This is a genomic window from Pseudomonas sp. LjRoot277 (assembly GCF_964253845.1).
In the GTDB taxonomy this organism is placed as follows: domain Bacteria; phylum Pseudomonadota; class Gammaproteobacteria; order Pseudomonadales; family Pseudomonadaceae; genus Aquipseudomonas.
The window spans coordinates 52,072-77,296 of record NZ_CAXURI020000001.1 but is presented as its reverse complement, the minus strand read 5'-3'; the positions used below and the strand labels follow the sequence as shown (position 1 = coordinate 77,296).

Below are 25,225 nucleotides of genomic sequence, written 5' to 3'. Positions count from 1 at the left end.
TTGCACTAATCCAATGTGGGAGCGGCGGTGCGACGATTCGACTTGCTCGCGAAGAGGTCAGCACATTCAACATCTCTGTTGACTGATCCACCGCTTTCGCGAGCAAGCCCGCTCCCACAGGGGGTTTTGCATTAGTTGCTGGAAACTTCACCGACCGGCAATTTTTCCTTGCTGCGCCAGTGCGGCAGGGAGTTCCAGTAGCGCTGGCCCTTGGCGTCGTCGTACATGCCTTCCCAGCGAGAGATGACCAGCACGGCCAAGGCATTGCCGATCACGTTCAGCGCGGTTCGCGCCATGTCCATGATGCGGTCGACACCGGCGATGAACGCCAGGCCTTCGAGTGGAATACCCACGCTGCCCAAAGTGGCCAGCAGCACCACAAAGGACACACCCGGTACGCCGGCGATGCCTTTGGAGGTGACCATCAGGGTCAGCACCAGCAGCAATTGCTGGCTGATCGACAGGTCAATGCCGTAGAGCTGGGCAATGAAGATCGCCGCGATGCTCTGGTACAGGGTCGAACCGTCGAGGTTGAACGAGTAACCGGTCGGGACCACGAAGCTGCAAATGGCTTTCGGTGCGCCGTAGGCTTCCATCTTCTCGATCACGCGCGGCAGCACGGTTTCGGAACTGGCAGTGGAGTAGGCCAGCACCAGCTCATCCTTGAAGATGCGCATCAGCTTGATTACCGAGAAGCCGAACAGGCGGGCGATCAGGCCCAACACCACAAAGGCGAAGAAGGCGACGGCGAAGTAAACCAGGACGACCAGTTTGGCCAGCGGCAGCAGGGAGGCGAAACCGAAGTTGGCCACGGTCACCGCGATCAGTGCGAACACGCCGATCGGGGCGTAGTTCATGATCATGTGGGTGACCTTGAACATGCTTTCCGACACGCCCTGGAACATCTTCACCAGCGGATCGCGCAGGTCCGATTGCAGGCTCGACAGACCGAGACCGAACAACACAGAGAAGAAGATGATCGGCAACATCTCGCCGCGGACCATGGCCGCAAAGATGTTCGACGGGATCAGGTTGAGGATGGTCTGGATGAACGCGTGTTCATGCTGAACCTCGGCTGCGGTGGCCTGATACTTGGAAATATCCACCGTACCCAGGGTGCTCATGTCGATGCCGCTGCCCGGATGGACCACGTTGGCTAGCACCAGACCGACAAGAATGGCGATGGTGGTGACGATCTCGAAGTAGATGATGGTCTTCAGACCGATGCGACCGAGTTTCTTCGCGTCGCCCACGCCAGCAATGCCGACGACCAGAGAAGAGATCACGATCGGGATCACGATCATCTTGATCAGACGGATAAAGATATCGCCTGCCGGTTGCAGGACGTTGCTGATCCACCAGGCCTTTTCGGCACTGAAGTGGTTGAGCAGTGCACCAATTGCTATCCCCAGAACCAGACCGATGAGGATCTGCCAGGCGAGGCTAAGCTTTGCCTTCTTCATATCTTTACCCTTACTTGCGTTTGACTCAGGCAGATGCAAGAACTGGAACGCTTGTGGCGAAAAAGTCTTGTGCATCTACCCCCGTATAAGGTGCCCCGGAGCGCTTGTTATCGGCTCTCTGGCAGGCGAAAAAAGGCGCAACTATTCAGATGCAAGGAAGCGACGTCTAATGCCGTAAACGCCTACCCTATGCCGAATCGGCATGAGATTTTTTAACTCAAACTCGCGTCCCAACCGGTTCGAATACGACATTTCGGCAGGCATAAGTGCCGTGAACCGGTCATCGCAGAGGAGGTTGGGTGTTTTTTGAACAAGGGAATGTGGGCTAAAACTTGGGAAAAAGCCTACGTTTAAGCGCGAAAATTCTCGGTCTTCGAGTCGCAGTTTTCTCGATATACGGTCACCAAAGAAACACCGCGAAATGGTTTTGCGAGGGGTTAACGGAGATGAAGCGGAGATGCGAGCAGAACGCTCTAAGACAACGCTTTGCACTGATGAGCTCTTCGCAAGTCCGTCGATCCATGAGTGACCGACGAACTTGCGTCGCAGCTTCTGCCTGACCCGGCCCTTGCGCGGGCACTCCCTGTACCCGTAGGTCACTCCGCCCCTGAAACAGGCAGAACGTCCCGGCCCCTTGATCATGCGTCTACCGTCCTCGGGTAGCGCAGTGGAAAGAAGCCATGCTGCTTCTTTCATGTTACGAATTCAGTACCAGTGTGGATCTTTCTTGCATGGCACTGCCGCCCAGAAGCAGGGCGGCTGCCAGTGTCTTTACCAAAACGCTCATGTTCACCCTCGACCGCGACGGCCAAAGAAGAAGGAAGCAATGAACATCACCAGGAACACGACAAAGAGAATCTTGGCGATACCCGTGGCGGTGCCCGCGATACCACCGAAGCCCAGTACCGCAGCGATGATGGCAATGATCAAGAATGTGATTGCCCAGCTCAACATGGTGATTCTCCTTACGCTTCTATTTAGAGGTGTTGCTCGTGGTGCTTTTCCCGGCGCATCGAAAGCGCCAAGTTCATGTGTTTAGAACACCCAACGTTCCTGGCGAGGCGTCTCATCCGCAGGCTGAGCCTGGTCGACGTCCATCATTCGCATTGGGGGGCTGTCAGCCAGGTTACTGCTGGCCGCGCTGAAATGGGTTTGGGTCGGGTGCTGAATCGACAAGCGTGGCGCTTCTTGCTGCTGGTTCTGCTCCCAACGCTGGAACTGCTGGCCGGCGATCAAAGTGATCAGTAGCGCCAGAACAGCCAACAGACCTTGCTGGATATGCAGTGGCGAGATACGCAACTGGGCGGCACGTTGGCGACTCATCCTGAAGCTCCTCCCACACTGTGGTGATCTTGTTAAGGGCGACTTTTAATGCCCTGGTTAATCAGACCATTGCAGCCTGCATGCCAGCTTTTTATGATAATAAAAGTCAATAAAATCAAATAGTTATGAATGATGTGGAAAACGGATCGGACGCATCCTGCACGATGGTCCTTTTGAAGTCGTGCGTAATGCACGATGGAATCGTAAGAACTTTCAATATTTTTGAATTGCGAGGAGGGCGTGGATGTCACAAGGGGACAGCGGGAATCGCCTGTGAACCGGCTATCTGATAAAAAAACAATAAAATCAGGCGATTAGCCGTAGGGTGAGGAGAGAGCTACGCTGCTGTGGATGGAATCGACCAGAATCAACCATGCAACTTGCCCGATTATTCCGGGACTAACCAAGATCATTCATTAAGGAGCGTAGGAAAATGGAATCAGCCACTGAGCATCAAGGCCGCATTCTGCTGGTGGACGATGAGTCCGCCATCCTGCGTACTTTCCGTTATTGCCTCGAAGATGAAGGCTACAGCGTCGCTACCGCCAACAGCGCCGCCCAGGCTGATGCACTGCTTCAGCGTCAAGTCTTCGACCTGTGCTTCCTCGACCTGCGACTGGGTGAAGACAATGGCCTCGATGTGCTGGCCCAAATGCGCATTCAGGCGCCGTGGATGAGGGTGGTGATCGTCACCGCTCATTCGGCCGTGGATACCGCGGTGGATGCCATTCAGGCCGGTGCCGCCGACTATCTGGTCAAGCCTTGCAGCCCCGACCAATTGCGCCTGGCCACCGCCAAGCAGCTGGAGGTGCGGCAACTGTCGGCACGTCTGGAAGCCCTTGAAGGCGAAGTGCGCAAACCCAAGGATGGCCTGGACTCTCACAGCCCGGCGATGAAAGTCGTGCTCGAAACCGCCCGCCAGGTGGCCAGCACTGATGCCAATATTTTGATTCTCGGCGAGTCAGGTACCGGTAAAGGCGAGCTGTCCCAGGCCATTCACGGTTGGAGCAAGCGCGCGAAGAAATCCTGCATCACGATCAACTGCCCGTCCCTGACCGCCGAACTCATGGAAAGCGAGCTCTTCGGCCACAGCCGTGGCGCGTTCACCGGGGCCAGCGAAAGTACTCTGGGTCGGGTCAATCAGGCCGACGGTGGGACGCTGTTTCTTGACGAGATCGGCGATTTTCCGTTGGTTTTGCAACCTAAACTGCTGCGTTTCATCCAGGATAAAGAATACGAACGGGTGGGCGACCCGGTCACCCGCCGCGCCGATGTGCGCATCCTCGCGGCCACTAACCAGAACCTCGAAGACATGGTCCGCGATGGCCGTTTCCGTGAAGATTTGCTCTACCGCCTGAACGTCATCACCTTGCACCTGCCGCCACTGCGCGAGCGCAGGGAAGATATTCTGAACCTGGCCGATCGCTTTCTGGCCCGTTTCGTCAAGGAATACGCGCGTCCGGCTCGGGGCTTCAGCGACGAAGCCCGTGAAGCGCTGCTCGGCTACCGCTGGCCGGGGAACATTCGCGAACTGCGCAACGTTGTGGAGCGGGCAAGCATCATTTGTCCACAGGAGCGGGTCGAGATCAGTCACTTGGGCATGGCTGAAACCCCGGTCAACAACGCGCCTCGCATCGGCGCTGCGCTGAGTCTGGATGAATTGGAAAAAGCCCACATCGGAGCAGTCCTCGCCACAGCAGATACCCTGGACCAGGCCGCCAAGACCCTGGGTATCGATGCCTCGACGTTGTACCGAAAACGCAAGCAGTACAACTTGTGAGCAGTCTCCGATGAGACTGGCGATGAAGTTGCGCACGCGGCTGTTTCTGAGTATTTCCGCACTGATCACCGTGGCGCTGCTGGGGCTGTTGCTCGGACTGGTCAGCGTGATGCAGATGGCGAGTTCCCAGGAAGCGCTGATTCGCAATAATTTCATCTCGCTCGACCTTGGACTGAAATTGCGTCAGACCCTGGGCGATCAGCTGATGATCATGCTCAGCGAGAAGCCGGATCCTGCAGCGTTCGAGGCGTCCAAGCAGCATTATTTCCAGTTGCTTGACGACGGCATTGTCCATGCCCAGGCTGGCGATGAGCACCAGTTCGGTTTCGAACAGGCCAAGACTGACTACCTGAGATTTCTGCAGGAGTACGACCTGTCACGTGACTCGGCACAGGTGTTGAGTGGCAACAAAGAACTCACCGAAAAATTCAATGCGCTACTCAATGGTTTGATCGTCGAGCAACAGCGTGCGCTGGATAACATCAATGCCACCGAACGGCAGGTTCGGGAGAGGGCGCTGCTGGTTGCCGGCCTGCTCGGGCTGGTGGGGCTGGCGGTGCTGATCATCGGCTTCGTCACCGCCCACGCTATCGCTCGACGTTTTGGTGAACCGATCGAGGCCCTGGTCCAGGCGGCGGACAACATCGGCCAAGGCAATTTCGAAGTGACGCTACCGATTTCTTCGGCCGTGGAAATGAACCAGCTGACCAAGCGCTTCGGGATCATGGCCGAGGCCCTGCGTGAGCATCAGGCCACCAATATCGATGAACTGCTCGCAGGCCAGCAGCGTTTGCAGGCCGTGCTCGACAGCATCGACGATGGGCTGTTGATGATTGACCGCGATGGTCGTTTGGAACACCTCAATCCAGTGGCGCAGCGTCAGTTGGGTTGGGACAGCGATCGTCTCGGTCAGGGTCTGGGTACGGCGCTTGAGCGTCCCGAACTCGATGATCAGCTGCAACTGGTGCTGCGCGGCGGCACCCTGGAGCGGGCGCCTGAGGACCTGAGCATCGAGGTCGACGGTGAGTCGCGGTTGCTGACCTTCAGTCTGACGCCGGTCAGCCATACACAGGGTCATATTCTCGGCGCCGTGATGGTTCTGCATGACGTCACCGAACAGCGGGCGTTTGAGCGGGTGCGCAGCGAGTTCGTGCTGCGCGCCTCCCATGAATTGCGAACGCCGGTTACCGGGATGCACATGGCGTTCGGCCTGTTTCGCGAGCGCGCGCACTTTGCCCAGGACTCGCGCGAAGCAGATCTGCTGGACACCGTGAATGAAGAGATGCAGCGCTTGATGCAGTTGATCAACGACCTGCTGAACTTCTCCCGCTACCAGAACGGATTGCAGAAACTCACGTTGGCGCCGTGCTCCATCGAGGATTTACTGGAGCAGGCCCGGGCACGTTTTGCCGACCCTGCAAAAGAGCAGGGCATCGACTTGCTAGTGGAAGTGCAAGGGCCATTACCGCGATTGCCGGCCGATCAGCCGCAGCTGGACCGGGTGCTCGATAACCTGATCGACAACGCGTTGCGCCACACCGCTTCCGGCGGGCAAATACGTTTGCAGGCTCGACGCCATGGGGAGCGGGTGATTATCAGCGTCGAGGACAATGGCGAAGGCATTGCCTATGGTCAGCAGGGGCGGATTTTCGAACCCTTTGTACAGGTGGGTCGCAAGAAGGGTGGTGCCGGACTCGGTCTGGCGCTGTGCAAGGAAATCGTGCAGTTGCACGGCGGTCGGATGGGTGTTTATTCGCGGCCAGGGCAGGGTACTCAGTTTTATATGGCGCTGTCGGTATAAGCCGCAACCGCTTCAGGCTTCGTCATCGAGACGTCGGGCAGCCAATCGGCGACCACGGGTAATCAGCTCGATGAACTGCACCGCACTCAACGCATGGGCGAATAGCCAACCCTGACCGAACTTCACGCCTTCACTGCTCAGAAGCGCCGCCTGGGATTCAAGTTCGATGCCCTCGGCAATCACCTTGAGTTGCAGGGCCTGGGCCATGTGAATGATGTGTGGGGCGACACCGCTACTTGCAGCGTCATGACCCAGCGCATCGATAAACGCCTTATCGATTTTCAGGCAATCGACTGGCAGGGTTTGCAGATAGGCGAGGCTGCAATAGCCGGTGCCAAAATCATCAATCAACACTTGATGCCCGACATCCCGCAAGGCTTGCAGGTTTTCCCGGGCTACCACGACATCGATCAATCCCCGCTCGGTGACCTCAAAGGCAATTTGCTTTGCCGCGACGCGGTGCAAGGTCAGCAGGCGCGCCATGACTTGGCCGATACGCGGCACCATGACGTCGCAGGCCGCCAGGTTGACTGAGATGTACAGTTGCGGATTGGACCGCAACAATTGACCCAGCTGCTCAAGCAGGCGTTGCAGGACGAAGTCGGTCATCTGGCGGATCTGGCCGGTGTTCTCCGCCATCGGAATAAACAGGTCGGGGCTGGTCAGGGTGCCGTCCGGCCGTCGCCAGCGCAGCAAGGCTTCTGCCCCGACACAGTTGCGGCTGTCGAGGTCGAAGATCGGTTGATACAGCACCTGCAATTCGCCTCGTCGTATGGCGCCACTCAGTTCGGCGTCCAGCGACTGTCGCTGGCGCACCAGCAGAAGCACCAGAAAACCCACGCATAAGGCGAGTGCCAGGCTGGCCGGCAGCAACCACCACCAGACAGCGGGCACATGCATACCGGTGCGCGGGCTGATCAGCACCAATTGGTATTCCGGATTGTTGGTGGGCATGCGGTAAATCAAGCGGGAATGCGTTACTTGTAGCGCGTCGAGGCTTTTCGGGGGCCAGGGTTCGGTGGGTGGCCAGGCCTGTGAGACACCCAGTACCGGAATCGCGCGCGTACCGTGGTCGAGCACCACCAGCAGGCTGCTTCCCGGTGGCAAGTCGACCATGTCGGTCAAATGCCCGCGAGATGTCGCGACACGAAAATTGCCGCGCCCGAGCATCAGCGCGGCGCGGTTTTCATCGGGTTCGGTAGTGGTGTTCAGCCAGTAACTGTAGGTCGGCCCCTTGATGTCTGGCGGCCTTATCATCGACAGCCCTTCCTGCCGGGGGCGGTTGGAACAGATCCGCGAGGCGTCCATATAAGCGGCTTCGTAAACGAAACGGTAATTGAAGCTGACCTGTTGCAAGGTCGCGATCATTTCGTCATCGCAGCCGCGTAACGGCTGGGCTTCCAGGTCGTCGAGGCTTTCACGCAACTGCCCGAAAAGTTGCTCCAGACGAGCAAGGAAGCGCTCGCCCTGAGCATTCATTTCTTCGCTTTCGCTCTGCTCGACTTGATGCATGGCCACGAACAGGCTGCCGGCCATCAGAAGTGTCGCGCTCAAGGCAGCAGCCAGCATCGCCAAAAACCAAGGGCGAAAGAACCAACTACGAAGTGTCTCTCGAGCAGCAGGCATAGGGAATATCCGAAGAATTACCAATGAGTTATAGCTGCTGATTGGAAAAAAGCCCTGACCGTCGGGCGGGCGTCATTATTTTGTCTGGTTCAAGACTTGTAGAAGCGCCGCGGTTTGCGCATCCGGTGTGCCATCGAAACGTGTCGGTCGGAAATGCAGCTGGAAGGCCGCAATCACATCACGTGTCGCAACATCCAGTTCGCCGGTTTGCGGGGTGGGATAACCTGCGCGGGCCAGCTGTGCCTGAAACCAACTGATGGTTGGCAGTTGTACTTCGAACTGTGCTTGCTGACGCGTTACGGCCTGCTCGTTCGGCCAGATTCCCAGGCCTTCGGCAGCCAGACGCTTCCAGGGGAACAGCGGCCCCGGATCAAGCTTGCGCATCGGGGCGATGTCGCTGTGGCCGATGATGCTGCGGGGGTTGATGGCGTAACGCTTGCTGATGTCCTTGAGCAGGACGATCAGGGATTGGATCTGGTCTTCGCTATAGGGGTACCAAAGGCGCCCGGTCGGGGTGTCTTTAAATCCCGGATTGACGATTTCAATGCCAATGGAGCTGGAGTTCAACCAGGTCCGGCCTTGCCATTCGCTTTCCCCGGCGTGCCAGGCTCGAAGGTTTTCATCCATCAGCTTGTAGATGGTGGCGCCCTTGTCGTCGCCAATCAGATAGTGGCTGCTGACGTCGCCGTGGGTCAGCAGTTGCAGCGAGCGCTCCAGTGACGCGGAGGTGTAGTGCACCACCACGAACTGAATGCGGCTGTCGTAATTGGCTGAAGGGTGACGGGTGTCGAACCGGGGGCCGCTGGCACAACCGGCCAACAGAATCAGCGACACGATGAGAGATAGATATTTCATGGCAGAAGGCAATACACGCAAGACAGTAATGCAACAGTGTAACGTACTGCCCTGCGCGCAGACGGCCCACGCGAAGTTTTAAACAAAATGGAACAATTGCCCGTCAGCCCAGTGCGACTTGGTTACGGCCGGCATGTTTCGCGCGATATAGGGCCTGATCGGCTCTTTTAAGGACCAGATCGCTATGTTCGCCGGGTTTGAATGCAGTCAGGCCCATGGAAATGGTGATGGTTACTGGCTCGCCTTTGAAGTGGAAAGGGCAAGCTTCGATCGAGGCGCGCAGTTTTTCCAGCAGTTTCGCACCGGCAGCGGGCACTGTGTCTGGCATCAACAGGACAAACTCCTCACCGCCGAACCGGGCAATGAAATCCGTCCCGCGCAGGCGCTTGCGTAGCACGCTGGCGATGATTTTCAGTACTTTGTCGCCCGCCAGGTGACCATAGTTATCGTTAATGCGTTTGAAATGGTCGAGGTCGAGCATGGCCAGCAACAGGGTGTTGCCGTGTTGCTGCCATTGGTTGATTTCGTGATCCAGCCGTTCGCTCCAGGCTGCCCGGTTAGGCAGGCCGGTCAGCGGGTCAATCAAAGCTTTCTGACGCTGCTCTTCAAGATGCTCGCGGTAGCCCAGGGCTTCCTGCTCCATGTGCGCAACGCGTTCGGCCAGACCATGGAGGCGTGCCGCGACTTCCTGCTCGCGCTCGTTACGCTGCTTCTGGTGCTGGTCCATGGTGCCGAGCAGGCCTTCCAGATGGTTTTCCAGGACATGCTTGAGATCGTCCAGGTCGGCGGCTTCCTGCATGCTGCTCTGCAAGCCGTCGACTTGCTCGCGGATCTGCGTGTCCATCTCGCGTGCGGCGGAACGGTTGTCGGCATGGCCTTCGCTGGCGGCTTGCAAGTTGCTTTGGAACGACTCGAGGCGTTCGTTGAGCTGCTGTAAATAGGCTTCAAATTCATGCTGGCCACTGTCGGTGATTGCCAGCATCAAGGTTGCCAGATCGTCGAGGATTGGCAGCAGTTCGTACCAATTCAAACCGTTTTGCAGACGATCACGCATCGCTTCGGCTTGCGGACGATGACGCTCGGGCAGCGTCAGGTCGTCGAGCAGGCCCAGTAGCGTGTCTTCGATGTGCTTGGCCACCGAGCTGTAGGACGGCTCGGGTGAGTCCGGCAGGGCGTAGAGAACATCCGGCTCGGATTGTTCAGTGTCTACGGCGGCCAACACCTCGGCCATGGCCGGGGGCAACGGCAGGCTGTCGAGATAGACCACCGGGGTCAGTTCGTCGGGATTGATTGCCGGTTGAGCCTGTATTTCTGGTTCGATGATTGATGGCGCGGGTTCTTCTGGATGTTCTATGTCCGGTTGCGTCTCTGGAGTCTGGGCGCGTGCTCGCTCCGGCTCAAGCACCGGCGGGACAAACGCTACAACTGCAGGAGAAGGCGCCGCTGCGGGCGGAGTCTCGATCGTCGGTGGCTCGGATGCAGTCGCGGGCTCGGCAACTTGTGCGACCGCCACTTGCGGCTTATCGATCTTTGGCGCGAGATCGACAGTTACCTGTGGTGTCTCGGCATGAGGCACAGAAACCGCTTCGGCATACTGCAGGGTGGGCGTCGGCACAGCGCCGGGGACAACCTGTAATGCCGCTTCATCCGCTTCACGGCTGCCAAACAGTCGCTGCAGCAAACCAGGGCGGCCGGGTTCTGCCGGGTTTTCAAGCTGATTCAGGGCTTTGCCTTGCAGGCCACTCAGCTCGCTGAGCAGCAACGGAATTTCGCGCGGCTGCCCGACTCTTGCATCCAGATGCTTGGCGAAGTTTTTCAGAGGTCGGCTGACTTCGCGGGGCAGCGGTAATGTTTGCAGCTGCGAGACCAGTGCGGTCAATGCAGCGCTGGTTTGATTGACCCGGGTTTCCCGGCGTTGTTCGGAGTCGAGCACGGCTTTTTCCAGCCGCGGAAGCAGGGCGGCCAGGCCGGCGTCCATGTCGTCGGTGCGCACGACTTCACGCATTTCCTTCATGCATTGGTCAACGACGCGGTCGGTGCCCTCGGCGGCCAGCGTGCTGCGTACCAGGCCACGACGCAGCAGGTCGAGCCGGGCGTCCCATCGACGTTCGAGCTTTTCCTGTTGTTCGATGCTTTTGAGGTATTTCTCTTTCCAGCGCTGTGCTTCGTCGCTCATTCATGGGATCCGCGAGGGGCAGGACTCAACGCGGGCAATGCATCGGCCGTGAGCGAACCCGGCAGACGAATCTCTACCGCGACCGGCAGGTGATCGGAAATGGGTTGTGCCAGCACCTCGACTTTTTCAAGGGTCAGGGTGGGGCTCAGGAGAATATGGTCCAGGCAGCGCTGCGGGCGCCAGCTAGGGAACGTCGCTTCCAGTTGCGGCGCGAGCAGGCCGAGGTCACGCAACGGGGAGTTTTGCAGCAAGTCACTGGCATGGGTATTCATGTCGCCCATCAGCACCTGGTGTTTATAGCCGCCAATCAGCTCGCGGATGTAAGCCAGTTGCATGCTGCGGGCGCGAGCGCCCAGCGCCAGGTGCATCATGACCACCACCAGCGCCTCAGGACCTTCGCCAAAGCGCACCAGAATAGCTCCGCGACCTTTGGGCCCCGGTAGCGGATGATCTTCAATCGCCCACGGGCGCAAGCGGCTGAGCACACCATTGCTGTGCTGGCCGAGGCGTCCGAGATTGCGATTGAGTTGTTGATACCAGTAGGGGAATGCGCCGAGCTGGGCCAGGTGTTCGACCTGGTTGACGTAGCCTGATCTCAGGCTGCCGCCATCGGCCTCCTGCAAGGCGACCAGATCGAAGTCGCCCAGCAGATTGCCGATCTTTTGCAGATTGTCGGCACGCCCGGTGTGCGGCAACAGATGCTGCCAGCCCCGGGTCACGTAGTGATGATAGCGCTCGGTACTGATGCCGACCTGGATATTGAAACTGAGCAAGCGCAGACGACTGTCTGCGGGCAGGCCCGTCGATTCCAGATGATGTTCGTTGACCCGCGGATCATGCAGGCCAACGACGCGTTCAGTGCCCCAGCGGCGCATGGCAGTCGCCGCGCTTAGTTGGCAGCAGCCTTGTTAGCCGCTCGCTCTTTGTCGATCAGCTTGTCGGCCAGTTGCAATGCTTGCTCGGCGCCGCCGGCAGAGCCCACGTCGAAGCGATACTTGCCGTTGACGATCATGGTCGGAACGCCGGAGATTTCGTACTTTTTGGCCAGGTCAGTGGCCTTGACGATCTGGCCCTTGATGGCAAAGGAGTCGAAGGTGGCCAGGAACTTGTCCTTGTCTACGCCCTGAGTGGCCAGGAAATCGGCCATTTCATTCTTGTCGACCAGCTTCTTGTGTTCTTTCTGAATCGCGTTGAACACCGCAGCGTGAACCTTGTTTTCGACGCCCATGGCTTCAAGGGTCAGGAACATCTGGCCGTGTGCGTTCCACGGGCCGCCGAACATGGCAGGAATGCGGACGAAGTTCACGTCGGAAGGCAGTTTCTCAACCCATGGATTGATCACGGGCTCGAAAGCGTAGCAGTGCGGGCAGCCGTACCAGAACAGCTCCACCACTTCGATCTTGCCAGGCACAGCTACCGGGACGGGATTGGTCAGTTCGACATAAGGCGCTGCGGGTGCTTCAGCAGCTTGGGCGGCCATGCCGAACAGGCTGGCAGCGACGAGTGCGGCGCTGATGATCAGATTACGCATGCTTTACTCCTGGACAATTTTGGTCGCCTCGCGCGACCTGTTTTCAGACAGGTCCTGGCGGGCTTGAGTTCTGTAGTGTAACGGCAGCGGCCACAAAAAAGGGCGGCCAAAGCCACCCTTTTTATGCTTGCACCGACGGATTAATCGAGCGTTAACGTTGCGGGAGGTGTACACCTCCCGCAGCGCCCGATTCGTCGGTCTTAGTGCAGACCTTGAATGTAGCTGGACACCGCTGCGATATCTTCGTCGCTCAGCCGTTTGGCAATGGTCTGCATGGTTTTGGTGTCGCCATCGTTGGTGCGGCCGGCCTCTTCCTTGCGGAAGTCGGTCAGTTGCTTGGCGATGTATTGAGCGTGCTGGCCGCCCAGGTGCGGGAAGCCGGCGGCTGCGTTACCCGCACCATTTGGCGAGTGGCAACCGGTGCAGGCTGGCAGGCCCTTGGCCAGATCGCCGCCGCGGAACAATGCTTCACCGCGAGAAACGACTTTCGGGTCGGCGGCGCCGACGCTGCCTTTCTGACTGGCGAAGTAGGCGGCGATATCGGCCAGATCCTGATCGCTCAGGTTGGTCAGCAGGCCGGTCATTTCCAGTACCGTGCGTTTGCCGGACTTGATGTCGTGTAGCTGCTTGTTCAGATAACGCTCGCCCTGGCCTGCCAGTTTCGGAAAGTTAGGCGCCATACTGTTGCCATCCGGGCCATGACAGGCGCCACATACTGCGGCTTTCGCCTGACCAGCAGTCGCATCACCTGCAGCATGGGCAATGCCGGAGATCCCCACGGTCAACAGCAGACTCACGATCAATTTGTTCATCAGCTAATCCAACTACGGCTAAGGGTTAAAGAGTTATGGACCGGGATCACTCGCTCATCCACTGGATGATTGCTTGGTAATCCTCGGCACTGCAGTCCATGCACAAACCACGCGGCGGCATCGCCTTGAAACCCTGGGTCACGTGTTGCACCAGCGTCTCCATACCTTTCGCCAACCTCGGCGTCCAAGCTTCCTGATCGCCCTTTTTGGGCGCCATGGGTAGTTGGCCGGAATGACAGGCACCACAAACACGGTTGTACACAGCTTCCGGATCCTGTGTAGCCTGAGCGCTGTAAAGCGGCATCAAGACACCGGCAGCTAGCAGCCATTTCGTCATAAAACGACCTTTTCAGGGTTGAGAGCGTTCTGCGTTCTAATGCGCAATCAAGGTCAATCGCTCTCGTGAACTTCATCCTACGCTGGGACAAAGCGCACACAAAATCTGCGGCATTATATACTGGCGTCACTGAAACGGAAACGACACTGCTCGCCGCGTCCATTCCCGGCGCCGCCCACATCGGAAATCCCATGCAACTCAAGAACCCCATCCTCGGCCTGTGCCAACAGTCCACCTTCATGCTCAGCGCTGCCAAAGTCGATCAATGTCCCGACGACGAAGGCTTTGAAGTGGCTTTCGCCGGGCGTTCCAACGCCGGCAAGTCCAGTGCGCTGAACACCTTGACACACGCCAGCCTTGCGCGGACCTCGAAAACTCCGGGCCGCACGCAGCTCTTGAACTTCTTCAAGCTAGACGATGATCGTCGTCTGGTCGACCTGCCGGGGTACGGTTACGCGAAAGTGCCTATCCCGTTGAAGCTGCACTGGCAGCGTCACCTGGAAGCCTATCTGGGTGGTCGTGAGAGTTTGAAGGGGCTGATTTTGATGATGGACATCCGTCATCCAATGACCGACTTCGACCTGCTGATGCTCGACTGGGCTGTCGCCAGCGGCATGCCGATGCACATTTTGCTGACCAAAGCCGACAAGCTGACCTACGGCGCGGCGAAAAACGTCCTGCTCAAGGTTCAGGCAGACATCCGCAAGGGTTGGGGAGATGCGATCAGCATCCAGCTGTTCTCGGCGCCAAAACGCATGGGTCTGGAAGACGCCTACACTGTACTGGCGGGCTGGATGGAACTGGCGGACAAGGGCGCCGAGCTCGCGGAGTAAGCTCATTTACAAAAACCGCGGGCAAAAAAAACCCCGGACTTCTTATGGGGAGGGGGAAGTTCCGGGGTTCAAGTTCCGGACCGCTAGGGCGGGGTCCAGATATCTGCCAACACTTAACACAACATTAGGAGCATCGAAGGGCTTCACCACCCATTCAGTAACTCTGAGTGGGGATTCAGGCGATTAGTTCAGAATTTTTTAAAAAGCCTTTGGAATACGCCATCGAATTTTCCGACCTAAGAGCCCTTCGGTCTTTCTGCTGCGGCACTGTGCCGCAGCAGAAAACGCCTTTTCAGACGGCTCAGTGAGCCTCATCCCAATTGTTTCCTACACCAACCTCTACCAGCAGCGGCACATCAAGCTTCGCTGCATCGCTCATGTGCATGCGAATTTCATCGCGGACCTGGTCGACCAAATCCTCACGCACTTCCAGAACCAATTCATCGTGCACCTGCAGGATGACTTTGGCATCGAGGCCTGATGCTGTCAGCCAGCTATCCACGGCAATCATGGCTTTCTTGATGATGTCCGCCGCTGTGCCTTGCATCGGGGCGTTGATCGCCGTGCGTTCGGCACCTTTGCGCAGGGCCGGGTTTTTCGCATTGATTTCCGGCAGATACAGGCGACGACCGAAGATGGTTTCGACGAAACCTTGTTCGGCAGCCTGGGCGCGGGTGCGTTCCATGTATTCCAGCACGCCTGGGTAACGGGCGAAGTAACGGTCGATGTAGGCCTGGGATTGCTTGCGATCAACACCAATCTGCTTGGCCAGGCCAAACGCGCTCATGCCGTAGATCAAACCGAAGTTGATCGCCTTGGCACTGCGCCGTTGGTCGGTGGTGACGTCTGCCAGTTCAACCCCGAAGACTTCCGCTGCAGTGGCTTTGTGCACGTCCAGGTCATTGCGGAACGCGTGCAGCAACCCTTCGTCCTTGGCCAGGTGAGCCATGATTCGCAGTTCGATTTGCGAATAGTCCGCTGCCAGCAGCTTGTAGCCTTTTGGTGCAACGAACGCCTGACGAATCCGACGCCCTTCGGCGGTGCGGATCGGAATGTTCTGCAGGTTCGGGTCGCTGGACGACAAGCGCCCGGTCGCCGCGACGGCCTGATGATAAGAGGTATGAATTCGCCCGGTGCGCGGGTTGATCTGCTCTGGCAGGCGATCGGTGTAGGTACTTTTCAGCTTGCTCATCGAGCGGTACTGCATCAGCACTTTAGGCAGCGGGAAATCCTGTTCGGCCAGTTCCGCCAGCACGGCTTCAGCGGTGGACGCCTGGCCCTTGGCGGTTTTGCTGAGGATCGGCAGGCCGAGTTTTTCGTACAGGATCACGCCCAATTGCTTCGGCGAGCCAAGGTTGAATTCTTCCCCGGCGATGGCGAACGCCTCGCGCTCGAGGGCGACCATTTTCTCGCCCAGCTCGACGCTCTGAATGCCCAGCAGGTTGGCATCGACCAGCGCGCCTTGGCGTTCGATCCGTGCCAGAACCGGCACCAACGGCATTTCGATTTCGCTCAGGACCTTGCTCAGGCTCGGGATGGCATTGAGCTTTTCCTGCAGGGTTTGATGCAGGCGCAGCGTCACGTCGGCGTCTTCGGCAGCGTAAGGCCCGGCCAGTTCCAGGGATATCTGATCAAATGTCAGCTGTTTGGCGCCTTTGCCGGCGATGTCCTGAAAACTGGTGGTGGTGTGATTCAGGTACTTGAGCGCCAGGCTGTCCATGTCGTGGCGGGTCGCGGTGGAGTCCAGCACGTACGATTCGAGCATCGTGTCGAAAGCGACGCCTTGCACGGTGATGCCGCAGCTCTGATCGCCGCCGATGGCGCAGTTGGCCAGGATATTCATATCGAACTTGGCGTGCTGGCCAACCTTGAGTTTGCTCGGGTCTTCCAAAATCGGCTTCAGCGCGCGCAGCACGGTGTCGCGATCGAGCTGATCCGGCACGCCCATGTAGGAATGGGTCAGCGGGATGTAGGCCGCTTCGTTGGCTTGTACAGCGAAAGACAGGCCCACCAGTTGCGCCTGCTGCGCATCGATGCCGGTGGTTTCGGTATCGAAGGCCATCAGCTTGGCGTCGTTGAGCTTCTTCAGCCACAGGTCGAAATCAGCCTGGGTGAGGATCGTTGTGTACTTGAGTTCGGTGTCGACGGCCGCTTCTTCAGCCACCGGAGCGGCGACTTCCTGGCCGGAGCGCTTGGCGTCGCGCTGGTTCTCTTCGAACCAGCTCTTGAACTCAAGCAGGGTGTAGAGCTCGGCGAGCTTGTCGTGATCCGGCTTGCCCATTTGCAGGTCGTCGAGGCCGATATCCAGCGGCACGTCGATCTTGATGGTTGCCAATTGATAGGAGAGAAACGCCATCTCCTTGTGCTCTTCGAGCTTGGCCGGCAGGGTTTTGGCCCCGCGAATCGGCAAGGTCGGGACGATGTCGAGCTGTGCATAGAGCTCGGTCAGGCCGCCGTTCACACCGACCAACAGGCCGGAAGCGGTCTTCGGACCAATGCCCGGAACGCCCGGAATGTTGTCGGAAGAATCGCCCATGAGTGCCAGGTAATCGATGATCTGCTCGGGAGCGACGCCGAATTTCTCCTTCACGCCCTCCACGTCCAGCGCGCTACCGGTCATGGTATTGACCAAGGTAATGTGGCCATCGACCAGCTGCGCCATGTCCTTGTCGCCGGTGGAGATCACCACCGGGCGGTCGGCTGCCGCGCTGCTGCGGGCCAGGGTGCCGATCACGTCATCGGCTTCGACGCCTTCGACGCACAGGAGCGGGAAGCCCAAGGCGATCACGCTCTGGTGCAGCGGCTCGATCTGAACACGCATGTCGTCGGGCATGCTCGGGCGGTTGGCCTTGTATTCGGCGTACATGTCATCGCGAAATGTCCCACCCTTGGCGTCGAACACCACGGCGAACGGACTGTCCGGGTACTGCTTGCGCAGACTCTTGAGCATGTTCAGCACGCCTTTGACCGCACCGGTCGGCAAACCTTTGGACGTGGTCAGCGGTGGGAGGGCGTGAAAGGCGCGGTACAGGTAAGAAGAACCGTCCACCAGGACGAGGGGGGCTTGGCTCATGAGCAGGATCAACCTTTTCGGCGGGTCCGGCGCTAGAATAGCGGGACCGTTGACGACAAAGGGACAAGGTTATCATGCGCACACTAAATCGCCTGTTGCTGGCTGGCTTGTTTGCAACCGTTCCACTGGCCGTCATGGCGGCGGATGACACACCATCGGCAGACCCGGATGTCACGATCCGCACGGAAGGCGATAAAACCATTCAGGAATATCGGCAAAATGGCTTTTTGTACGCCATTAAGGTCACCCCCAAGGGAGCACCGCCGTATTTTCTGGTGCGCGTTAATCAATCGGAAGGTAATTTCGTAGAATCCGAGAAGTCGGATATGCGAATTCCCGGATGGAAGATCTTTGAGTGGAAGTAGTTTCTTAATTTTAATCGGCGCTGGCTCAAGCAGCGGCGCCCGTACTGGCAGTTCAAACATGTCTGTGTTCACCCCGCTGGCTCGGCCCGAGCTGGAAACCTTTCTCGCCCCTTACGGGCTCGGCCGCCTGCTTGATTTCCAGGGGATTGCCGCTGGTAGCGAAAACACCAATTTCTTTATCAGCCTGGAGCAGGGCGAATTTGTCCTGACCCTGGTTGAGCGTGGTCCGGTTCAGGAGATGCCGTTCTTCATAGAACTGCTCGACGTGCTGCATGACGCCGACCTGCCAGTGCCTTATGCCTTGCGCACCACCGACGGCGTCGCCTTGCGCGAACTGGCCGGCAAACCTGCGCTGTTGCAGCCACGTCTGGCCGGCAAGCACATCAAGGAAGCCAATGCGCAGCATTGCGCTCAGGTGGGCGAGTTGCTCGGCCATCTGCACCTTGCGACCCAGGCCAACATGATCAAGCGCAAAACCGATCGCGGCCTGGACTGGATGCTGGAAGAGGGCACGCAGTTGCTGTCGCACCTCAATGCCGAGCAAAGCGATCTGCTGCAACGGGCGCTGGACGAAATCACACAGCAGAAGACGAAAATTCTGGCGCTGCCGCGAGCCAATATCCACGCCGACCTGTTCCGCGATAACGCGATGTTCGAAGGCACGCACCTGACCGGGTTGATCGACTTCTATAACGCGTGTTCGGGGCCGATGCTCTACGACGTGGCGATCGCCTTGAACGACTGGTGTTCGGACGAGAGCGGGTTGATCGACGGGCCGCGGGCGAGGGCGTTGCTCGGTGCTTATGCAGCGCTGCGACCGTTCACGGCGGCCGAGGCGGATTTGTGGCCGACCATGCTGCGGGTAGCGTGTGTGCGGTTCTGGTTGTCGCGGTTGATCGCCGCCGAGTCGTTTGCCGGGCAGGACGTACTGATTCACGATCCGATGGAGTTTCAGCAGCGTCTGGCGCAGCGGCAGAAGGTCAGCACGCCGCTGCCGTTCGCCCTTTAAAAGCTTCGCGAGCAAGCCCGCTCCCACAGGATTTATGCGGTCCATGTGGGAGCGGGCTTGCTCGCGAATGGGGCACCGCAATTTTCGAATTACAACGACTCCAGGCACCCAGCCAAATCATTCCCCAACTTCTCCAGCACCTGCTCATACCCCTGAGCGGTCGCTGGCGTGTACCCGCCCAGCGCGTCCAGTTCCGCCAGCTTCACCGGCAGACCCGCCACCAGGGTTTCCGCCAGGCGCGGACGCAGAGGCGGTTCGCTGAACACACAGGTTTTGCCGACTTCCTGCAATCGAGTGCGCATCGCCGCGACGTGCTGGGCGCCGGGCTGGACCTCGGCGGCGACGCTGAATACGCCGGCGTGCTTGAGGCCGTAGGCGTCTTCAAAGTAGTCGAAGGCCTCGTGGAATACGAAGTACGGTTTGCCCGCGATGCCGGCCAGGCGCGCCTTCAGGCGAAGATCCATTGCATCCAGACGCTCATCGAACGCCTTGAGGTTGCTCTGATAACGCGCAGCATTGGCCGGATCGGCTGCGCTCAGGTCTGCGGCCATTTTTGTGGCGATGACGCGAGCGTTGACCGGCGAAAGCCACAAGTGCGCGTCCAGGCTGCCGGGACGGTGATCGTGATCATGCTCGTCGGCTTCTTCAGCGTGGGAGTGGCTATCTTCGGCGAAATGTCGCAGTTTCAGGCCCGGCAAATCCTGCACGGCGACACTGGGCAGCGTACGACCATTCAGCACGCGGGGCAGGAAACCTTCCATGCCCGGACCGATCCAGTAAACCAGATCCACCGATTGCACCTTCCGTACGTCGGATGGGCGCAAGGCATAGTTATGCGGGGAGGCGCCGGGCGGCAGCAAGACTTCCGGTATCGCCACACCGTCCTGCACCGCAGCGGCGATCAGCTGCAGAGGCTTGATACTGGTGAGAACTTTGACTTCGGCTTGAGCTGAACCCATCAGCAGAAAACTTGCGACAAATGCGACAAAGATAGAAAAAAGTCGGGACACGATGACCACTCGAAGAGGCGAGAACGGGTAACATAATAACGTCTCTCACAAAACTCGTCGCCGCTCATGCCTAAAACACCGATTGCCAGCCGTCCCCACGACCACTCTCATTGCGTCCATAGCGCATTGTCTGAGGCCGATGTTCTGTGCGCACGTCAAGGCCTGCGCCTGACCGCCTTGCGCCGGCGGGTGCTGGAACTGGTCTGGCAAAGCCACAAACCGTTGGGTGCCTACGACATTCTCGCGGTACTCAGCGAGCAGGACGGCCGCCGTGCGGCGCCGCCGACCGTGTACCGTGCGCTGGACTTCCTGCTGGAAAACGGCCTCGTACACCGCATCTCCTCACTGAACGCCTTCGTCGGCTGCAATCAACCGGGACACGCCCACCAGGGCCAGTTCCTGATTTGCCGCGAATGCCACGCCGCCATCGAGCTCGAACAGAAATCCATCAGCGACGCGATCATCAGTAGCGCCAAGGATGTCGGATTTGTCGTCGAAGGCCAGACCGTTGAAGTGGTCGGCCTCTGCTCAGGTTGCCAGGGGGTTTGATGAGCAACGCGCTGATCCGTCTCGAGCAGGTTGCCGTCACCTTTGCCGGGCAAAGCGTGCTGGATAACATCGAACTGAGTGTCGAGCCGGGGCAGATCGTCACCCTGATCGGCCCTAACGGTGCCGGCAAAACCACGCTGGTGCGCGCTGTACTCGGTCTGTTGAAACCGGACAGCGGCAGCGTGTGGCGCAAGCCGAAACTGCGGGTCGGTTACATGCCGCAAAAACTTCATGTCGATCCGACGCTGCCGCTGTCGGTGCTGCGCTTCTTGCGTCTGGTGCCGGGCGTGGACCGCGCCATGGCCTTGGCGGCACTCAAGGAAGTCGGCGCCGAACAGGTGATCGACAGCCCGGTGCAAAGTGTTTCCGGTGGTGAAATGCAGCGCGTACTGCTGGCCCGGGCATTGCTGCGTGAGCCGGAACTGCTGGTGCTCGACGAACCTGTGCAAGGCGTCGACGTGGCCGGTCAGGCCGAGCTCTACAGCCTGATCACACGATTACGCGACCGCCACGGCTGCGGCGTGTTGATGGTGTCCCACGATCTGCACCTGGTGATGAGCACCACCGACCAGGTGGTCTGCCTCAACCGTCACGTCTGCTGTTCCGGGCATCCTGAGCAGGTCAGCGGTGATCCGGCTTTCGTCGAGCTGTTCGGAAAGAACGCACAAAGCCTGGCGATTTATCACCACCATCACGACCACGCCCATGACCTGCATGGCTCGGTGGTCAGCGCCGCCCCGTCGGCCCCTACCCACGTTCACGGAGATAGCTGCAAGCATGGCTGATTTTCTGCTCTACGCCCTGCTTGCAGGTCTGGCCCTGGCATTGGTCGCGGGCCCGCTGGGTTCGTTCGTGGTCTGGCGGCGCATGGCCTATTTCGGCGACACCCTTTCCCATGCCGCGCTGCTCGGCGTGGCGCTGGGTTTTCTGCTGGATGTCAGCCCGACCGTTGCGGTCACCGTAGGCTGCCTGCTGTTGGCGGTGTTGCTGGTGACCTTGCAACAGCGCCAACCGCTGGCGTCCGACACGCTTTTGGGAATTCTCGCACCGAGCACGCTCTCTTTAGGTTTGGTCGTACTAAGCTTCATGCACGAAGTGCGGATCGACCTGATGGCTTATCTGTTCGGCGACTTGCTGGCGATCAGTCCGACCGATCTGGCCTGGATACTCGGCGGCAGCGCGGCCGTTCTGGCTTTGCTGGTGACGTTGTGGCGGCCATTGCTGGCAATCACGGTGCACGAAGAATTGGCCAGGGTTGAAGGTTTGCCGGTGGCGGCGTTGCGCTTGACCCTGATGTTGCTGATCGCTGTGGTGATTGCGGTGGCGATGAAAATCGTCGGTGTGTTGCTGATTACGTCCTTGCTGATCATTCCGGCGGCTGCGGCACAACGTCACGCCCGGTCACCGGAGCAGATGGCACTGGGCGCGAGCCTGCTGGGTATGCTCGCGGTCTGTGGCGGGCTGGCGCTGTCGTGGTTCAAGGACACCCCGGCGGGCCCATCGATTGTTGTGACGGCCGCCGCACTGTTTCTGCTGAGTTTTGTCCTGCCCCGTCGAGGGGTGTAGACTTGCTCGTTTTTTGCGCAAATAGAGAGTCGCAGGAATGAAGCCGTTCGCCTCCCGTTATCTGCTCCTTGTCGCATTTTCGATGCTACTGGGCGCTTGCCAAAGCACGCCACCGACGGCCACCGAGGCTACCGGTGCACGGGCCACGGCCATCGCACAGCTGGAACAAAGCCTCGCCAGCAGTGAACTGGCGACTGCCGAAGATCAACTCGCTGCCTTGCAGGCCGAGTCGCCCAACGATCAATCCCTTGAGCAATACCAGCGGCAACTGGCCGAAGCCTATCTGCGCCGCAGTCAGATCGTGCTGCAAAAGGGCGATGTAAATGCGGCTGCCACGGCGCTGAGCCGCGCCCGGTCGTTGATGCCCAAGGCTCCGGCGCTGACTGGCGGGGTCAACAATGCCATCGTTGATGCCCGTAAAGCTGAACTGGATAGAGCCGAAGCTGCGCTCATGGCTGCCGAAGCCAAACCACAGGCCAAGGTCATTGATCCAACGGCTGAAAGCACCACAGTTGCGTTGAACCTGACGGATATGACCAAGCTTCGTCGCCAACTGGATGCGATCGCCGCCGATGTGGTGAATTACCAATGCGACGTGAGTATTCAGGCGCCACGCACCCAGGACTTCCCTTGGTTGACCACGTTGCTGACCAAGCGCGTGAAGAAACTCGATGCGGATTTTGACCTGAATCTGGAGAAGCAGATTTTGCGCAACGTTCCGGCGCAGATGGTTTTGAGTCCGCGTAAACCTTAAAAGCATCGCGAGCAGGCTCGCTCCCACATTAGACCGAGTTCTTTTGAACAACCCGGTCAACTGTGGGAGCGGGCTTGCTCGCGAAGGCGTCCTTCCATTCACGCTGAACTTCAGGCCGGAATCGCCTTGGCCTTAGGCTCCCGGTCCCACACCCGATGTTGCCCGATCGCGGCAAAAAACGGTTTGATCAACTTCGCATCCGCACCCACGATCAACCCCGCATCAGCCTCCAGCTTCAACACATCCAGCAACTGTTTGGCCTCGCCCTGCAGTGCAATCGCCTTCAAGTGCTTGTACGCCTCCAACAGGTAATGCAGCGCCACACCGTCGGTGCTCAACGCCTTGATCGACGCCGCGCCACCGGGCACAAACACCGCATCGAACGCCACTGAAGGCAAGCCTTCCATCGATGCATCGACCGGCAGCGTCTTGCCATCGGCGGTGGTCACAGGAGCAGACGCCGGGCCGAGCAGTTTGGCGTGCGCACCTTCGGCCTTCAGCGCTTTCTTCATGGCATCAATCGCTGCGCCATCGACGCCATTGGCTGCCAGGATTGCCACTTTGCGGGTTTTGATATCCGCCGGCAGCAAGTTGGCTTGACTCAGGGCCGGCGAGCGATCCAGTGAGGTTTTGCGTACTTCGACCGTCCCGGCTTTGGGCGCTGGCAACCCCAGGTTCTGCGCCACGCGCTTAGCCAGACCCAGATCAATGTTGGCCAGAATCTCATTCACCTGGCGCGCGCGGATGAACGCCCGCTCAACCTTGCCCAGCTCGAAGCTGTAAGCCGAGATGATGTGCTCCTGTTCGTGCTTGCTCATGCTGTGGAAAAACAGCCGCGCCTGGGAGAAGTGGTCGCTGAATGATTCGCTGCGCTGGCGGATCTTGTTGGCGTCGATGCGCTCTGGGTAACTTTCGAAACCGCCATCCTGGGCGGCCGGCAGTGTTTCTTTCGGCCAACCGCTATCAATGGAGTTCGGCTCGTAGGACGCGCGCCCCTTGTCGATGGTGGAGCGATGCAACGCATCCCGTTGGCCATTGTGGAACGGTGCGACCGGGCGGTTGATCGGGATCTCGTGAAAGTTCGGCCCACCGAGTCGGCTGATTTGCGTATCGGTGTAGGAAAACAATCGACCCTGCAGTAATGGATCGTTGGAAAAGTCGATCCCCGGCACGATATGCCCTGGGCAGAAGGCAACCTGTTCGGTTTCGGCGAAGAAGTTGTCGGGGTTACGGTTGAGGGTCATTTTGCCCAGTGGGGTGATCGGCACCAGTTCTTCTGGAATCAGCTTGGTCGGGTCGAGGATATCGAAGTCGAATTTATGTTCGTTCTCCTCCTCGATGATCTGTACGCCCAATTCCCATTCCGGGTAGTCGCCCATCTCGATCGACTCCCAGAGATCGCGACGGTGGTAATCCGTGTCTTTACCGGCGAGTTTCTGCGCTTCATCCCACACCAGCGAACAGGTCCCGGCAGTAGGGCGCCAGTGGAATTTGACGAAGCGCGATTTACCTTCGGCATTGATCAGGAGGAAGGTGTGCACGCCGAAGCCTTGCATGCTGCGCAGGCTTTTCGGGATCGCCCGATCGGACATGGTCCAGATCACCATGTGCGCCGACTCCGGTACCAAAGAGACAAAATCCCAAAAGGTGTCGTGAGCTGAACCGCCGGTGGGTATCTCATTGTGTGGCTCGGGTTTCACCGCGTGCACGAAGTCAGGAAACTTGATCGCATCCTGAATGAAAAACACCGGCATGTTGTTGCCCACCAGGTCGAAGTTGCCTTCGTCGGTGAAAAACTTCACCGCGAAACCTCGTACGTCCCGCACGGTATCGCCCGACCCACGAGGGCCCTGCACCGTGGAGAAGCGGACGAAGACCGGGGTTTTTTGGCTTGGGTCTTGTAGGAATCCGGCCTTGGTCAGTACGGAATGGGTTTCATAGCTCTGGAAGTAGCCGTGAGCACCGGTGCCGTGGGCATGGACGATGCGCTCGGGAATGCGTTCATGGTCAAAGTGCGTGATCTTTTCACGCATGATGAAATCTTCCAGCAACGATGGCCCGCGGGCGCCGGCCTTCAACGTGTTCTGGTTGTCCGAGACTTTCACGCCCTGGTTGGTGCGCAGGGCCTGTTCAGTGGCGTCGGAGCGAAATTGCTCCAGGCTGTCGAGCTTGGCATTGGTGTTCCCGCGGTCCGGGGTATCGGTCCCGGCCAGTGCGCTTTTGGTTGCGGCAGGCTTTTTAGTACTCATCAGACAAAACTCCTCGTTGCGATTCCCGCCGTAGCCAGGACTCTTGAGCAATACCCCAGGCACGGACCGGGGCGTTTTCGAGTTGCCTAATTAGTGACTGATGACGTTTTGTG

Annotated in this window: 22 protein-coding genes; 9 read left to right on the top strand and 13 right to left on the bottom strand. The window is 58.9% G+C overall.

Features of this window, described 5'->3' with window-relative positions; all coding sequences use genetic code 11:
- Positions 1–131 precede the first annotated feature (131 nt).
- From gltP to ACSQ87_RS00375, 3 genes are all read right to left on the bottom strand, one after another.
- On the bottom strand, positions 132–1,463 hold the full coding sequence (gene gltP, locus ACSQ87_RS00385; RefSeq protein ID WP_223432361.1) for a glutamate/aspartate:proton symporter GltP: 1,332 nt from the start codon (positions 1,461–1,463) through the stop codon (positions 132–134).
- A gap of 789 nt (positions 1,464–2,252) precedes the next feature.
- Complete coding sequence (locus ACSQ87_RS00380) at positions 2,253–2,417, bottom strand: DUF1328 domain-containing protein (protein ID WP_003177151.1); 165 nt, start codon at positions 2,415–2,417, stop codon at positions 2,253–2,255.
- Between the two features lie 81 nt (positions 2,418–2,498).
- Positions 2,499–2,786 carry a hypothetical protein gene (locus tag ACSQ87_RS00375; RefSeq protein ID WP_223432360.1) on the bottom strand — a complete coding sequence of 96 codons (288 nt, stop codon included), beginning with the start codon at positions 2,784–2,786 and terminating at the stop codon, positions 2,499–2,501.
- A 433-nt stretch (positions 2,787–3,219) separates the two neighbouring features.
- Between ACSQ87_RS00375 and algB the strand changes: the two genes are divergently transcribed.
- A complete protein-coding gene (gene algB, locus ACSQ87_RS00370; RefSeq protein ID WP_046044888.1) occupies positions 3,220–4,566 on the top strand; it encodes a sigma-54-dependent response regulator transcription factor AlgB in 1,347 nt (448 codons plus the stop codon).
- A gap of 10 nt (positions 4,567–4,576) precedes the next feature.
- Entirely contained in the window at positions 4,577–6,367 is a 1,791-nt protein-coding gene (locus tag ACSQ87_RS00365; RefSeq protein WP_436273135.1) for an ATP-binding protein, read from the top strand.
- A gap of 12 nt (positions 6,368–6,379) precedes the next feature.
- On the opposite strand, the gene ACSQ87_RS00360 is transcribed toward ACSQ87_RS00365, so the two are convergent.
- The 7 genes from ACSQ87_RS00360 to ACSQ87_RS00330 form a co-directional block, all read right to left on the bottom strand.
- Positions 6,380–7,993, bottom strand: coding sequence for an EAL domain-containing protein (locus tag ACSQ87_RS00360; protein WP_150657808.1), 1,614 nt, complete (start codon positions 7,991–7,993; stop codon positions 6,380–6,382).
- Between the two features lie 75 nt (positions 7,994–8,068).
- A complete protein-coding gene (locus ACSQ87_RS00355; RefSeq protein ID WP_436273134.1) occupies positions 8,069–8,848 on the bottom strand; it encodes an N-acetylmuramoyl-L-alanine amidase in 780 nt (259 codons plus the stop codon).
- Between the two features lie 103 nt (positions 8,849–8,951).
- The gene (locus ACSQ87_RS00350) at positions 8,952–11,024 is read right to left on the bottom strand and encodes a diguanylate cyclase (RefSeq protein ID WP_436273133.1); all 2,073 of its coding nucleotides are present in this window, start codon (positions 11,022–11,024) and stop codon (positions 8,952–8,954) included.
- Positions 11,021–11,899: an endonuclease/exonuclease/phosphatase family protein gene (locus ACSQ87_RS00345; RefSeq protein ID WP_223432356.1), complete on the bottom strand. Its 879-nt coding sequence runs from the start codon at positions 11,897–11,899 to the stop codon at positions 11,021–11,023. Before ACSQ87_RS00345 ends, ACSQ87_RS00350 begins: the two co-directional genes overlap by 4 nt.
- Positions 11,900–11,913: 14 nt before the next feature.
- Entirely contained in the window at positions 11,914–12,555 is a 642-nt protein-coding gene (locus ACSQ87_RS00340; protein ID WP_223432355.1) for a thiol:disulfide interchange protein DsbA/DsbL, read from the bottom strand.
- A gap of 200 nt (positions 12,556–12,755) precedes the next feature.
- The gene (locus ACSQ87_RS00335; protein WP_223432354.1) at positions 12,756–13,367 is read right to left on the bottom strand and encodes a c-type cytochrome; all 612 of its coding nucleotides are present in this window, start codon (positions 13,365–13,367) and stop codon (positions 12,756–12,758) included.
- A 46-nt stretch (positions 13,368–13,413) separates the two neighbouring features.
- Positions 13,414–13,704 carry a c-type cytochrome gene (locus ACSQ87_RS00330; RefSeq protein ID WP_008156007.1) on the bottom strand — a complete coding sequence of 97 codons (291 nt, stop codon included), beginning with the start codon at positions 13,702–13,704 and terminating at the stop codon, positions 13,414–13,416.
- 191 nt (positions 13,705–13,895) lie between these two features.
- On the opposite strand from ACSQ87_RS00330, the gene yihA reads away from it, so the two are divergent.
- Positions 13,896–14,537 carry a ribosome biogenesis GTP-binding protein YihA/YsxC gene (gene yihA / locus ACSQ87_RS00325; RefSeq protein WP_046044882.1) on the top strand — a complete coding sequence of 214 codons (642 nt, stop codon included), beginning with the start codon at positions 13,896–13,898 and terminating at the stop codon, positions 14,535–14,537.
- A 301-nt stretch (positions 14,538–14,838) separates the two neighbouring features.
- On the opposite strand, the gene polA is transcribed toward yihA, so the two are convergent.
- Entirely contained in the window at positions 14,839–17,610 is a 2,772-nt protein-coding gene (gene polA / locus ACSQ87_RS00320; RefSeq protein WP_436273132.1) for a DNA polymerase I, read from the bottom strand.
- A gap of 74 nt (positions 17,611–17,684) precedes the next feature.
- Between polA and ACSQ87_RS00315 the strand changes: the two genes are divergently transcribed.
- The gene (locus tag ACSQ87_RS00315) at positions 17,685–17,975 is read left to right on the top strand and encodes a DUF2782 domain-containing protein (protein ID WP_150657814.1); all 291 of its coding nucleotides are present in this window, start codon (positions 17,685–17,687) and stop codon (positions 17,973–17,975) included.
- A 58-nt stretch (positions 17,976–18,033) separates the two neighbouring features.
- Complete coding sequence (locus ACSQ87_RS00310; protein WP_223432351.1) at positions 18,034–18,984, top strand: homoserine kinase; 951 nt, start codon at positions 18,034–18,036, stop codon at positions 18,982–18,984.
- Positions 18,985–19,073: 89 nt separating this feature from the next.
- Here the strand turns inward: ACSQ87_RS00310 and ACSQ87_RS00305 are convergent, their stop codons facing one another.
- Positions 19,074–19,994 carry a zinc ABC transporter substrate-binding protein gene (locus tag ACSQ87_RS00305; RefSeq protein WP_223432350.1) on the bottom strand — a complete coding sequence of 307 codons (921 nt, stop codon included), beginning with the start codon at positions 19,992–19,994 and terminating at the stop codon, positions 19,074–19,076.
- Between the two features lie 66 nt (positions 19,995–20,060).
- Here ACSQ87_RS00305 and zur point away from each other — a divergent pair, with 66 nt between their 5' ends.
- The 4 genes from zur to ACSQ87_RS00285 are packed head-to-tail and all read left to right on the top strand — an operon-like array spanning position 20,061 to position 22,863.
- Positions 20,061–20,543, top strand: a complete 483-nt coding sequence (zur, locus tag ACSQ87_RS00300) for a zinc uptake transcriptional repressor Zur (RefSeq protein ID WP_150657817.1) — start codon at positions 20,061–20,063, stop codon at positions 20,541–20,543.
- Positions 20,543–21,328 carry a zinc ABC transporter ATP-binding protein ZnuC gene (znuC, locus tag ACSQ87_RS00295; protein WP_150657818.1) on the top strand — a complete coding sequence of 262 codons (786 nt, stop codon included), beginning with the start codon at positions 20,543–20,545 and terminating at the stop codon, positions 21,326–21,328. The genes zur and znuC overlap by 1 nt, the downstream gene beginning before the upstream one ends.
- A complete protein-coding gene (gene znuB, locus ACSQ87_RS00290) occupies positions 21,321–22,109 on the top strand; it encodes a zinc ABC transporter permease subunit ZnuB (protein WP_046044875.1) in 789 nt (262 codons plus the stop codon). The genes znuC and znuB overlap by 8 nt, the downstream gene beginning before the upstream one ends.
- A 37-nt stretch (positions 22,110–22,146) precedes the next feature.
- The gene (locus ACSQ87_RS00285) at positions 22,147–22,863 is read left to right on the top strand and encodes a PA5502 family lipoprotein (protein ID WP_436273131.1); all 717 of its coding nucleotides are present in this window, start codon (positions 22,147–22,149) and stop codon (positions 22,861–22,863) included.
- Positions 22,864–22,973: 110 nt separating this feature from the next.
- On the opposite strand, the gene katE is transcribed toward ACSQ87_RS00285, so the two are convergent.
- A complete protein-coding gene (gene katE, locus ACSQ87_RS00280; RefSeq protein WP_436273130.1) occupies positions 22,974–25,112 on the bottom strand; it encodes a catalase HPII in 2,139 nt (712 codons plus the stop codon).
- Between the last annotated feature and the right edge of the window lie 113 nt (positions 25,113–25,225).